Origin of the sequence: Caballeronia sp. LZ065 (assembly GCF_031450975.1) — a bacterium.
Lineage (GTDB): Bacteria > Pseudomonadota > Gammaproteobacteria > Burkholderiales > Burkholderiaceae > Caballeronia.
Map to the genome: position 1 here is coordinate 794495 of NZ_JARUXV010000002.1, position 13095 is coordinate 807589.

General features: G+C 61.3%; 8 protein-coding genes and 3 pseudogenes. 6 read left to right on the forward strand and 5 right to left on the reverse strand.

Annotation, left to right across the window (positions count from 1 at the left end; translation table 11 throughout):
- Positions 1-506 precede the first annotated feature (506 nt).
- The 3 genes and pseudogenes from QCE63_RS17845 to QCE63_RS17855 form a co-directional block, all read right to left on the reverse strand.
- Positions 507-1805, reverse strand: coding sequence for a HipA domain-containing protein (locus QCE63_RS17845; RefSeq protein ID WP_309834808.1), 1299 nt, complete (start codon positions 1803-1805; stop codon positions 507-509).
- Positions 1802-2107, reverse strand: coding sequence for a helix-turn-helix domain-containing protein (locus QCE63_RS17850; RefSeq protein ID WP_309834809.1), 306 nt, complete (start codon positions 2105-2107; stop codon positions 1802-1804). The genes QCE63_RS17845 and QCE63_RS17850 overlap by 4 nt, the downstream gene beginning before the upstream one ends.
- 154 nt (positions 2108-2261) lie before the next feature.
- A pseudogene (locus QCE63_RS17855) lies at positions 2262-2483 on the reverse strand (LysR family transcriptional regulator); the annotation flags it as partial.
- On the opposite strand from QCE63_RS17855, the pseudogene QCE63_RS17860 reads away from it, so the two are divergent.
- The 5 genes and pseudogenes from QCE63_RS17860 to QCE63_RS17880 form a co-directional block, all read left to right on the forward strand.
- Positions 2477-2707 (forward strand): annotated as a pseudogene (locus tag QCE63_RS17860) (PKHD-type hydroxylase); the annotation flags it as partial. The pseudogenes QCE63_RS17855 and QCE63_RS17860 overlap by 7 nt on opposite strands.
- An 87-nt stretch (positions 2708-2794) precedes the next feature.
- Positions 2795-2989 carry a hypothetical protein gene (locus QCE63_RS17865; RefSeq protein WP_309834810.1) on the forward strand — a complete coding sequence of 65 codons (195 nt, stop codon included), beginning with the start codon at positions 2795-2797 and terminating at the stop codon, positions 2987-2989.
- A gap of 502 nt (positions 2990-3491) precedes the next feature.
- On the forward strand, positions 3492-4892 hold the full coding sequence (locus QCE63_RS17870; RefSeq protein ID WP_309834812.1) for a methyl-accepting chemotaxis protein: 1401 nt from the start codon (positions 3492-3494) through the stop codon (positions 4890-4892).
- A 294-nt stretch (positions 4893-5186) separates the two neighbouring features.
- On the forward strand, positions 5187-6491 hold the full coding sequence (locus tag QCE63_RS17875) for an EAL domain-containing protein (RefSeq protein ID WP_309834813.1): 1305 nt from the start codon (positions 5187-5189) through the stop codon (positions 6489-6491).
- Positions 6492-6595: 104 nt separating this feature from the next.
- Entirely contained in the window at positions 6596-8662 is a 2067-nt protein-coding gene (locus QCE63_RS17880) for an EAL domain-containing protein (RefSeq protein ID WP_309834814.1), read from the forward strand.
- Positions 8663-9272: 610 nt separating this feature from the next.
- Here the strand turns inward: QCE63_RS17880 and QCE63_RS17885 are convergent.
- Both QCE63_RS17885 and QCE63_RS17890 read right to left on the reverse strand, forming a co-directional pair.
- Positions 9273-10211: a hypothetical protein gene (locus tag QCE63_RS17885; RefSeq protein ID WP_309834815.1), complete on the reverse strand. Its 939-nt coding sequence runs from the start codon at positions 10209-10211 to the stop codon at positions 9273-9275.
- 289 nt (positions 10212-10500) lie between these two features.
- Positions 10501-11127: pseudogene (locus tag QCE63_RS17890) on the reverse strand (tyrosine-type recombinase/integrase).
- A gap of 510 nt (positions 11128-11637) precedes the next feature.
- On the opposite strand from QCE63_RS17890, the gene QCE63_RS17895 reads away from it, so the two are divergent.
- Positions 11638-13083 carry a DUF1254 domain-containing protein gene (locus QCE63_RS17895; protein WP_309834816.1) on the forward strand — a complete coding sequence of 482 codons (1446 nt, stop codon included), beginning with the start codon at positions 11638-11640 and terminating at the stop codon, positions 13081-13083.
- Positions 13084-13095 lie beyond the last annotated feature (12 nt).

Consider the following 13095-nt stretch of genomic DNA (forward strand, 5'->3'; position numbering starts at 1 on the left):
ATCGTGTTAAAGCGAGCGTTCATTTTTCGACTTGACGAGACGGCAAAACAGCAAGTACCCGAACTCATACCGCCGTCCAACCCCAACAGCTATCTTAGGAAACTCGGCTCTTGACGATAGAGACTCACCCGGCTGATGTTCTCGCCGGGGTGGGCTTGGTCGAGCTGGCTGCAGTTCGCGAAGATCCCGGCCGCGACGTCGGCTTTCATTAGAACAAGACACTGACGTCATTGTCGCGATCCAGCAAGAACTTGAGATGCCCGTCCGGGCTCATGACCTCCAGCCGCGCAACATCATGACTGCGGCCGTTGCATGACCCAAGCCTCCGCTGCGCGCTGCCTGGCGAGAAGTGTCTTTGTGACCATCCATGCCTGGCCGTCGCCGTTTCCGTCTATCGCTTGTCTTCGAGCTTGCGGGATGTCGCCGACCGACGTCGCTGCTCGGAATGACGGCAAGCGCGTCCGCCAGTTTGAGTATCCGAACTCGTCACGGAATTTCAAAGACCATCAGATCGTCGCCAGCGGCAACGTTCCAAGGCGCTCCAGGACGATCTCTTTCATGCCCTGAGGCGTCGGAAGATCATTGAGCAACTTGGGCCAGGCGTCCTGCGCCGCCGTCACGGCTGCTTTCACCGCCGCGGTCGCCACGCGCTGAGCGATTCCCGCGGCCTTGGCCATGTCCTTGTACGTGTCGAGCGTCTGCGCGCGCTGCAGCTTGTCGATCGCGACGTTGGTGCCATACGTCGAGAAACCCGGCAGTGCGGATACGCAGACGATATCGTAGGCCGGCGTCAATTCGGGCCGGACCTTGTCCGCGTAGAGCACCGAGAAATTCTTGAGGTGTGCATCGCTGTTGCCAATGAGCGTATTGACGGCCTGCCGCATGAAGAACTCACGCACATCGCGGACCCCACGCGGGCTCAGTTCGTCAAGCAGGCGAACCAGCATCTGATACTGCTCCTCTTTCCCGTACTTGGCGGCGGGCATACGGCCGAGCATCTGACAAGCATCCTCTACATGGATCCGCTCGTTGCCCCGGCGGTCGTACCGATCGACCGCGAGGAAAGACGCGGCAGTACCGGTGATAGCCTGAAGGCCCTCGATGTCGATCGCCGATATAGCCATCGGCTCGCACGCCGCGACGTTCACACCGGCGGCCTTGGCGAGTTGCATCGCGACGTACTCGTTGAAGACCTGCGAATCGTCGTTTTTCGCGGGAAGCTTCGCGATGACATCGGACAGCCTTCCGTGGCCCGGCATCGTGTACCGCTTGCCTTTGTTGACGGTCGAGAGCGCCAGCTTGTTCTGCACACCGGAGATGGACGCCGCGCCCTCTGTGGCGCCCTCTGTGGCGCTCATTTCGAGATTGTCGGCCCCGCCGGTGGCGCCGAAGGTTCGTGCATATTTCGGGATGCTGTGCGCGTGAGCAGGTGGCTGAACGACAACCGCGCCGGGCAAATCCTCACCGGCGGCGGCCAGCACCCCGAAGTCATCGCGGTCGTCCGGATTGTGGCGGGTTGCCTCGAGCCGCTTGCGCAGCTCGCTCTCAGGGAGCAATCCGGCAAAGAACGGTGGAAGCTCGCCGCGCGTGTTGAAGAGTGCTGGGTGAAAAGCGTTCGCGAAGATCTCGGCCGCAATCGTCGGGTCCCCGGGAATTGCCATAGACAGTGTGAGGGTCGGCTCGCCATTGGCAGCCTTGAACGCCTCCGACGGCACGAAGCGGCAGGCGCCACCGAGTTCGCATAGGTAGCCGCAGATCTCGCCGTAGAGCCGCACCTCGAGATAGCGCGGACGGACGTCGGTCATGGCCGCCCCTTATCGATACGCCTCATGAGGAACATGTCTGCGGCACTCGGCGCCTCGCGGTCGGGCCCCGTGCCCTTGCCAGCCAGGACTTGGCGAACCACTGCGAGGTGCTCCTTCGGCACGAGCACCCACTGTGCATCCAGGCCTGCGGCAAGCGCATCCAGCGTAGTGCTCCGGGCGTCGTGCTTGCCCGCCAGCGTCGCGGACAAATTGGGGCGTGCGATGCCCGTCAGTTCGCCCAGCTCGGTGACGGACGTCCCACGGCGAGAGAGAAGCGCTCGTACTTGATCGATGAATGACATTTCATACGCCTTGGTCACGAAGTATGAATAATTATACGTTAAATTAACTGCTGACGACCAAGCGTAGGTATGAAATATTATTCCAATTCTATCTTTTTTATGACAAACAATACGAGGACGACAGTCCGGTGGGGCACTAATCACGCGTGAACGCTTACAGCAACGTCGCGAGCTTGGCCGGCCGGGATCGCGCCGACGGCGTCAAAAATAAAGTCCGCCCTCTCGCCAGGTGGCAGTCCATCAGAATGCCTTCCAGACGCCCGTTCGCCAGCGTTTCTCCCGCTATGAACTTTGGCAACTCTGCTATGGCCAGTCCTTCGAGCCGTGTAGGCAACATCGCGTCGGCGTCTGTCACCCTCGGTGGATCGACAGACATATCCGTCATCGAGCCTTCATGGTGTATCGCCGGTTACGCGAGGTGCGCGCGTGTGCTCCTTTCTGTGGATTCAGAGCATGATCCGCAACGATCAGAAGCGCACGATGCCGTTCGAACTGGATCAGACCATCCAGACGCTGCGCAGCCGGCATGGCGAGAGTGAAGAAACGTTGTCGCTGTCCAATCACTATCACAATCTCTTGCGCGAGTGGTCGGAGATCTGATCTTGCGGAACGCGGAGCCAGCGAAAACGCCGTGTCTGCGTCGCGGCCGCTTTACCTAAGGTCGTTCGTCGCTCGCCGGGCTGCCCATTGATCGAGGAGCTGCGTAGGCCTGTGCTCGAGTTCGACTCGCCGTGCGTGCAGAAACTTAAACTCTTGCTGGGTTCGCTCGAGTTGCACGCCGTGTTCGCGCGCGGCAAGCAAGCGCTCGTGACATCGATCGGACAACCGCCAGCACTCCGCGATCTGTCGCTCGATGAGGGTGATTTTTTCCTGTTCGGCTGAGCCTGACATCGTGACGCCTGCAAAAAGAACCCGCTGATGAATACTTCGATGCAGCGCGCTGTTCCTCGGAAGGCCCTGTGGGCTTTCTACCGAGCCAGCGTCGGCCGATTGAAGAACTCGCGGAGCATCGGTCACCATTTCCGGCTGCGAGCCCGACCCACACCGGCTGCTCCGCTAACTTCTGAATGGCTTTCCTGGCCAAGTAGCAAGCTGCGTTGCACCGCGATTTATTTCGGTGCTGGAACTTGGAGCTGCGTGCGACCTGCGGTCGCCCCGAAAATGCCACGGAAATCGAGATTCCCGTCGCTAAAGCAGCGCGTATTCGTTTCAAAAACCATCCCTTCAGGACCTTTAGCGCCTGCCGTTAAACATCAGCAACTACTTAACAAATTTGGGCGCTCGTTGCGTTCCTTTCTTGACGGATCAATCGTCTGCGCTGCAGAGAGAACCGAAAATGAAATCAACAATGGCCTGCGCCCTCGATTCCCGGCAGCCCGATCCCGTGCTGCACGGCATCGCCCGCACGGGTGATCTCGTGATGTTCATCACGACGTTTGCATCGTGCTCGGCCGCGCTCGCCATCGGCGACTTCTATGGATCACTGAGTCTCGCGATGTCGGTTGCCTCAGTGGCGCTGGCCTGCGCAGCCATCGTGTTCGTCGCGGCACGAGGCACCTTTGTCTCGCGCGTCGTACTGACCGTTTGCAACGTTTGCCTGGTCGCTCTGCACATCCAGCTCGGCCACGGCACGGTGGAGTTTCACTTCGGCGTGTTCGTCCTGCTTGGCCTGCTCCTGGTGTACCGCGATTACCGCGTGCTGATACTGTGCGCGGGCCTGTTCGTCGTTCACCATTTCGCCTTCGACCGCCTGCAGGCGCTCAGCTACAACGTTTTCTGCACGACCAGACCGAGCCTCTGGATGATGGTCTTGCACGCGGGATACGTCGCGGCCCAGACGGGCACCGAGATCTACATGGCGTGGCGGCTGCGACAAGCCGCCGTCGAAGCGTCGGACCTGCTGCTGATCGTGCGGAACATGGACCGCAACGGCGTGATCTGCCTCGACGTCGACAGGCTCTCCGTCACCGCGCCGACGGCTCAGGCGCTCAAGCAGTCCGTTGCGAAGATGGCCTCGGCGATGAACGAGGTGCACGAGGTCGCCACGTCGATCGCGAGCGCCTCGCAGGAAATCGCGCTCGGCAACAGCTATCTCAGCCAACGCACCGAGCAGCAGGCGGCAAATCTGCAACAGACTGCGGCATCCATCGCCCAGATCACTGGCTCGGTCACGGAGACGTCGCGAAGCGCCGATCAGGCCACGCAGATGGCGCAGATGGCCTCGGCGGTCGCATTGGACGGCGGCGACGCGGTGGGACGGGTGGTCGAGACGATCAAGGAGATTTCGCTCGCCTCGGAGCGGATCGCGGTGATCAGTTCAGTCGTCGACAGCATCGCGTTCCAGACGAAGATCCTGGCGCTGAACGCGGCCGTAGAGGCCGCTCGCGCGGGACAACAAGGCCGCGGCTTCGCGGTGGTGGCAACTGAAGTGCGCCTGCTCGCCCAGCGCTCTGCCAATGCGGCGCAGGAGATCGAGCAATTGATTGCCGACAGCACCGGCAAAGTGGACGTAGGCGTGAACCTGGTGGTGGAAGCGAAAAGCAGCATCGAGGCTGTCGTCAGCCATGCGCAGCAACTGCGCGAAGTGATCGACGCGATCTCGAACGCCAGCGGTCAGCAGACGAACGGCATCTCGGGTGTCTGCAACGCCGTGCAGCAGCTTGATGAAGTCACCCAGCAAAACGCCGCTCTCGTGGAGGAAAGCGCCGCTGCCACGGAGAGCCTCAAGGATCAGACGATGCGTCTGAAGAGCGTGGTCGACCAGTTCGTTCTGGCGGCTGCATGACGTTCCGCCGTCCCGTCCAGGCCAACTCTGTCACCCGTCTTGCAGAAAAAAAACGGGAAGCAAACGTTTTGCGCTCTTTGTCCACGATTCGTAGATCTCGATATTTGGCTGGACCCGCCGTAAGTGAACAAGGAAGTCTTTTAAGCGTTCTTTAAATAAGAGGCCGTCCGTTGGGTCGCGGCGAGCAGCGTCTGACTGACGATCCGTTAGCGCAGCGCGGAACGGAGATATGGAAAAACCAGCCCGTCGCGCAGGCAACTCTCTCACCTACTCCATGTTTTTTCTGTCGCGCAAATGGCGAAGCTTGACCTGACCATAAAAGATTGCACCAAGGAAGGGGACCTCGACGTCTCGCCGGACGTGCAGGTATCCGAACCCGACGTCCTGCTGGCCCGTCAGCCGATCATGAATCAGCACGGCGTCCGGGTCGGTCACGAACTTCTGTTCCGTCCCGCGCCGATCGTCGGCTTCCCGGTGGCCGAGAAGGGTTTTCTCTGGACGGCGTCGGTCATTCAGCGAGCGCTCGGCACGGTCGGGCTCGAAGAGGTGCTGGACGGCGTCGACGGTTACTTCAACTGCACCGAAGCGTTCCTGGAGAGCGATCTCACCGAAGTGCTGCCAGCGGAGCGGACGGTGCTCGAATTGTCCGCGGCCATTGCGCCGTCCGGGGAGCTCGGCCGCCGATGCGACACCCTGCGCACCAAGGGCTTTCGGATCGCGCTCAGCGACCTGCATCTGCGAAAGCAGGACTGGTCGGGCGTGCTGCGCCACGTCGATATCGTCAAGCTCGACTGGCGCGCGCTCGGTTCCGACGAACGGCGCAGGCTCGTGGACGAATTCCAGCGCGCCGGCAAGATCGTGATCGCCGAGAAGGTGGAAACGCGGTTGAGCCTGGATGAAGCGCGAGCAGCGGGCTGCGACCACTTCCAGGGATACTATTTCATGCATCCCGAACCGGTGCGCGGACGCCAGCTCGCCATGCCGACGGCCGTGCTGATCAGGCTGCTGCAACTCGCGATGCGAGACTGCCGCATCGACGAGATCGAGAAGGAACTTCGTGCGTCCCCTGCCCTGACCGTCCAGCTTCTGAGGCTGGCCAATGCCGCGCAGCAGCCCCGGGTTCAGCGCGAGAACATCACCTCGATCAAGCATGCGATGTCGCTGGTCGGCCTGCGTCAACTGACGCGCTGGTGCTGCCTGCTGCTGTACGGCGGCGCGACGCCCGCCGCCATGGCCCACGACCCGCTGATCCAGATGGTACTGTCCCGGGCGCGCTTCGCCGAGCGGCTCGCGTTCGACGCCGATCCCGCCGACGGCCAGTTCCTCCAGCACGCCTATCTGACCGCCCTGCTGTCGCTCGTGCACGTCCCGCATGGCGTCCCGGCCACCGACTTCGTCGGCCGACTGCCGATCAGCGCGTCCATGCGCGCCGCGATCCTGCACGGCGAGGGCCGCCTGGGCGCGCTGCTGTGCATTGCGCAGAGCGTCGAATCTGCGGAGAGCACGCCTGCCGAACGGCTCGCCGAGATCGGCTATCTGCCAGACAGGCGGCCGGACTGGCACACCCTGAAATCCATGTTCTATCGCACCAGCGCCTGATTCGACACCCGTCTTGAAACCATGAAACGAAACCTCGGCCAAGGGCCTGCAAGCCCGGTTCGCGGAACGAGGCAGGCCGCCACGGCGGTCAAAGGCTAAAACACATGATCTCCGTGCTTGGATGCATCGCATTCGAACATAACCCCTGGCTGGTCCTGCTGGCAGTGCTTATCTGCGTCGCGGGATCGTGGATCACCATACGGCTGTTCGTCCGGGCAAAGGCCGAACATCTGCTGCTCCAGCGCCTGGGCTGGCAGTTCCTGACTGCCGTGTGTGCGAGCGCCGCCATCTGGTGCACGCACTTCGTCGCGATGCTGGGTTTTCGTCCGCGCGTGCCGGTGGATTTTGACCCGGTCATGACCATTGCCTCGCTGCTGACCGCGATGATCGGCAGCCTGACCGCTTTCCATCTCGCCGGACTCAAGCGTTACCGCCACGCGACGGTGCTGGGCGGCGTGGTGCTCGGTATCACCATCGCGGTGATGCACTACGCGGGCATGGCTGCCTACGAAGTGAGCGGTATCCCGTTCTGGAAAGCGTCCTACGTCATGGCTTCGGTCGTATGCGCGGTGGGCTTCTCGGTCGCGGCGCTCTGCGTTTCGACCCTGAGCGGACTGCGCGCGAGTCTCGGCGGCACAGCGCTGTTGTGCCTCGCCATTGCATCACTGCACTTCATCGGTATGACTGCGTTCCAGGTCGAGCCGCTCCAGACCGCAGCCGTCGCCGTCGCCGTCGACGCATCGCATGCCAGCGCGCTGGCGCTGGCGGTCAGCTGTATGGCATTCGTTATCGTCGGGACCGGTTTCGTCAGCTACATGATCGAAGATCGCACGCGCAACGAGTCCATCGAGCGCCTGCGGCAGATGGCATTGAGCGACGTGCTCACGGGGCTGCCGAACCGCGCGAGGCTGATCGAATATCTCCAGTCCGAGGTCGCCCGGCTGCGCACCGGCCGGGAGCGGCTCGCGCTCGTCGCCATCGACCTCAACCGCTTCAAGGAAATCAACGACTCGAAGGGACATCAGGCCGGCGACGAAGTGCTCCGGATCATCGCCGCGCGCATGACCAAGGCGCTGCGCGAAGGAGAGTTCGTGGCGCGGGTGGGCGGCGACGAGTTCGTCGCCGTGCGGCGCTATGGCGGCGCGGAGGACCTGGGCGACTTCCTCGCGCGCGTCGAGGACGCGACCAACCGGCCCGTGCAGTACGACGACTGGGAAGTCACGCCCGGCGCGAGCATCGGCGTGGCGGTCTATCCGGACAATGCGGCCAACATGGACGCGCTGCAGAACAACGCGGACCTCGCGATGTACCGCTCGAAGGCCGATCCGCAACATGCGGTGTGCTTCTACGAACCGGCGATGGACGAGCTGGTGCGCACGCGGCGCGCGCTGGTCGCGGCGCTGCGCGATGCCCTCGCACGTTCCCAGTTGCAGGTCTACTACCAGGTGCAGACCTCGCTCGTGACAGGCGAGACAGTCGGGTACGAGGCGTTGGCGCGATGGGAGCATCCGGAACGCGGCTTCATCCCGCCGTCTGAATTCATTCCGCTCGCGGAGGAGAACGGCCTCATCAATGCGATTGGCGAATGGGTTCTGCACGAGGCGTGCAGGGACGCGGCGACCTGGGATCCGCCCTATCGCGTCGCGGTCAACCTGTCGGCTGCGCAACTGTCGAGCGGAGATCTGCCGCGCATCGTCGCGGACGCGCTCGCGCAAAGCGGCTTGAGCCCGGAGCGTCTGGAACTCGAACTGACGGAATCCATCATCTTCGCTGATCGGGAACGTGCGCTGAACGCGCTCGGGCAAGTCAAGGCGCTCGGCGTCAGCATTGCACTGGACGACTTTGGCACGGGTTATTCGTCGCTGGGCACTCTGCAGTCCTTTTCCTTCGACCGCATCAAGCTCGACCGCAGCTTCGTCTGCGAACTGGCGCGCAGCAAGCAGGCGAAGGCCATCATCCGGGCGGTGCTGGCGCTCGGCAAGAGCCTCGACGTGCCGGTGCTGGCCGAAGGTATTGAAACGCACGAGCAACTCCTGCCGCTGATGGAGGAGTGTTGCGACGAAGTACAGGGATTCTTGTTCGGCAAGCCGATTCCACTTGCTCAGATCGTCGCTAGTGGCCAGCTCAGTCTGGTTGCGCCGATGGGGGTTGAGGCGGAGCGCGAAGCCTGACGCGAGAAACGGCGCGTAATGCGTCCAAGGATCGCTCATTCGGCAATTGATCCAACGCTTCGAGATGTCTCAGGTGAGTCTGCCTTCGTGAAATCTCGACGGCCGTGCAGTGAGCGGGTTGCTGTTCGATGGGTTGACGTTCCGATAGCATCGATCAGACTGTCGTGAAAGTGATATCGACGGAGATTTTCGCGTCGTTGATGAAGGTTGATTCTTCGCTTGTGAGAAAGCCGGTAGGTCGCTTCGGCGATGCGATTGTTGATAGACGATCGAGGGCGGCTGGTTTGCACGGTGCGGGAGGCCGGCGCCGCGTTACGTTAAGGTCGGTCGGGTACGACGCGAGTCAAGTGTCGCGCTGGGGGCTTTTCGGCCCTTTCCCGACATTCGCCATTCTGTCACCGCACGTCTGCTCCACTTCGCTTTGCTGTCGTTCGCGGCGTGGCGCAGTTGAATGTCCGGATCTCGGGAACCGCGAATGAGTCTTCGCGACCCGGAACGGCCGTTCGTCCCGCACGAAATGAATGACACTTTCGAAGCCGGCTACGGCCGTTCGATGTTCCCTTGACTGACGAAACAATAGACCACTACCTTGTGAATCTGACAGAAGCGATCAATAAGTCAGGCCCAGACTGACTGTCCAGCCGGTGACATGAGGACCAAACAAATAAGCCGCGCCTAACTGGAGCCGCCTCGACTGCGCGCTGTCCCGCGAAAGGGGAATTTCGAATCCGCCCCCCACGTTCGCTATCGTCGAGAATCCGAGAGCACTGTGATTGGGCCCAAAAAATCCGCCATATCCCGCGTTCAAAACATAATTCAACGGGCGCGCAAAAACCCTGGCACCCGTCGGACCGGTGTAAGCCGACTGGATCGACCATGAACCAGCTGTTTCCCTGAATCGCAGCAGAGGATCCGACTCGTCAAAGCTGGAGATCCACGACCATGCAATATGCCCACGAATAGTGAGAGTCCGCGTGGAAGAGATGCCCGTCATCCATTCAAGCGATGCATTCGGCGTGATCATCCACGCGTTTTCGTGCCAATTGAAGAGCGGTCCGTCCGTGACAGGCCTCAAACTGGAGGCCGCACCCTTATAGGAAGCGTCGTTGAGCAGCCTGGCTAAGCCAACATCCACGCCTGGCTCGAAGATCAGCCCATAACCGAGTTTGCTTTTCAGGAACAGACCGCCCGTCGCGGTGAAGGCCGACCATTTGCTTGCGATGCTGCCTGCCGCGCCGTTCGCGCCTCCGATCGGAAACGCGTCCTTTTCTCGAAAGTAGCCGCCGGAAACTCGCCAGCCGATACTGTTCCATTCCGAAAGCGCTAGCAGACTGCCTTCATAGGGGATTCGTGTAACGGTGAGCGACTGCGGAACCGGCCCATCCGAGATGTCGAGGTGCGCGGAGCTGATGTCAGGCGTCGCGGTCAAGTTCAGAATTTGGGAATAGCCTGAACCGAGGCGCGCGGCGCCGATGACGTCCCGGAAGGTTTGCGCAACAGCGGATGGCGCGTCTGTGACAACGAAAAGAACGAAGAAAATCTGGGCCACACGGACCTGCATAACCCTACGGTGACTTCGTGCCGAAGATCGCATGCGGAGTTCTCTCCGTTTTGGCGAGCTGGTACGCGCCAGACGGCCAATGTAACGCATTCAAGCCAGTTTGGTGCCGCGTGACTTACCCTGTCGTGCTGTAGGAGTGGTCTACTCGGCTCGACAGCGGTGCGCCGGCCTTGGTAAGTCGCCGCTTCCGATATGGATGCGACATTCGAACGTCCTCTCAGGGCCCGAGTCAGCGGCAGAAACTGGCCGACACGCGCACGCCCGCTGGCCGCGGCACTTAGACTTCCGTTTGCTCGGCCATCTCGAGCGCGTCGTCTACCTCAATCCCGAGGTATCGCACCGTACTCTCAATCTTTGTATGGCCCAGCAGCAACTGGACCGCGCGCAGGTTCTTGGTGCGGCGATAGATCGACGATGCCTTCGTTCGTCGCATTGTGTGCGTACCTTACGCGGTGTCATCGAGTCCGATCGACGCGACCCAACGATGAACGATGTGCGCATACTGGCGCGATGAAACGTGCGCTGAAGCGTGTAGCCGGCTTGGAAACAAAACGTCGGCCGGCTTCAATCCTCGGACCGAAATCCAAGCCGAAACAGTTTGGCGAGTCTGCTCCGTGATTTCGAATTGCACCGGTCGATACGTTTTCTGCTGCATGAAAGTCGCGCGAGCTACAACATGGCCTCCGATGCATATGTCCTTGACCTGCCGTTGCGTCAGGTCGCGCGCTCGGAGCTTACTGTCGATTGCCAAGTTGAACATCGCCAGCTCGCGAGCGTTGGATGACATCTGGAGTCTCGTTCGAATCGCCCAAATCTCACGAAGCTTCAACGGAAGCTTCTGACCAGTCAGCCTTCCCTTATTCCACGGCACCCGGCGAGTGCGCGAACAATCAAGCGATTCCATGGCAACCTCCTCTTCAATGAAGGGAGATCAATTCTGCGCTTGGTCGAGCCGTCGCTGTTCGACCCGAAGCGGTCGGCTAGGGATTTCTTGCAAACGGCCGGACGACCTCACATAGCGGTCCATTCATCGCATGTCCGCCAAGACGGCCTCAGCCGGACCCGCCGCGTCTTGGCTCAAGCGCGGATGACAGAGCACATCGCGTCTCATCCAATGGCTCCGCGCAGGGTTACTCGAGACAGGATATATCTGGGTATCGCGTAGGCAGAAGTTCGCATACGTTAACTCCCCCCAATCAAGCGATCAAAACTCAATACGAATAAATCCATATTGGCGCGTCTTGCAATCGTCCGTCGAAACGATTATTGGTCTTGGAGCAAATCCTTGGCTCACCCTCGGACGCCGCCGATTGTGCGTCGGGCAGTCGTTGCCAGCCTTCGAGGATGTCAAGCAGCTGATTTCGTTCTGGATTGTTGCCCCATCGAGGGGTCCAGCCCCCAACGGAGGATTCGGATGGTACGTTCAAGGCTGATGCTGTCCGCGCTGCTGTGTGCGGTATCCCCTTTTTCTTTTGCCCAGACCGCCACTGGCTATTCCTTCGAGCGGAGCTATCCGACCGCTCAGACAACGCAGGCAGTGCGGAACGACGCGGACTTTCAGCGTGCCATGACGGCTTACCGATTCTGGTATCCGACCGTCTCCGTGGAAGGCGTCTTCAACGGCAATCGCGAACTCGGCATCGTCGATGGGGAGTCCTGGGGCATGGCCGCTGCCGGGCCGCGGCAGGTTGGCTTTACGCTCAACTCAGACACACCGTACGGCTCGGCGGTGATTGATCTGAGCCAGGGCCCGGTCGTGATCGAACTCCCGCCTGGCTCCTATATCGGGCTGGTGGATGACCACAACCAGGGCTGGGTGCAGGACCTCGGGCTTCCCGGGCCGGATGCCGGCAAGGGTGGCAAGTATCTGGTCGTGCCGCCTGACTACAAGGGCGAGATTCCCAAAGGGTACTACGCCGCTACGTCTCCGTCTCTCAAGAACCTGTTTGCTGTGCGAGCGCTCCCTGTTGGGGGTAATGTGCCGCGCGCACTCGATGCACTGCGTGCCATCAAGATCTATCCGCTCTCGTCGGCCGCGCATCCCAAATTGCTCAAGCTCGTCGATACCAGCGACAAACCGATGGATAGCTCCTCGCTGCGATGGGAGAGCAATCTCCAGTTCTGGGAGGTGTTGCACAGGATCATCGAGCAGGAAAAAATCGTCCCGCAATTCCTGCCCATGTACGGCTTGCTTGCCGAACTCGGTATCGAGAAAGGCAAGCCATTCAATCCTGATGCGCGGATGAGCGAGATCCTGGAACGGGCGGCCAAGTCTGGGCGCGATCAGATGCTGGTGTCCGCATTTGACAGCGCACGTCCCGACCGCTTGAACTGGCCGGACCGCAAGTGGGAATGGGTTGGCCTCACGCCCGGGAGTGCCCAGTTCGAAACGCCGGCCGGCATGGACCTGGAGTCGCGCGACCGCTGGTTTGCCCAGGCCATCGTGACCTCGCCGGCCATGTTCCGACGCAGCGCCGGAGCGGGTTCGCTGTACTGGATGGCGGTACGCGATGGCGGGGGCGCCTTTCTCGATGGGGGCAAGAACTACAAGCTGACAATCCCGCAACCGGTGCCGGGCAAGCTGTTCTGGTCGGTCACGCTCTACGACGCTGAAACGCGCTCACAGGTGCAGACCGACCAGGACAAGGCAGCGCTGCGTTCGCTGTTCGAGCTCAGGGACGTGCCGACCGATGCCCCAGTGGACCTTTATGCTGGGCCAACCGCGCCGGCTGGCGCGCAAGGCCGCTGGATCAAGACAACGCCGGGCAAAGGGTGGTTCGCTTATATCCGCATCTACGGTCCGGAGTCGGCCGCTTTCGACAAGAGCTGGAAGCCGGGCGACTTCGAGCAAGTGAAATAACCGGAGAACTCG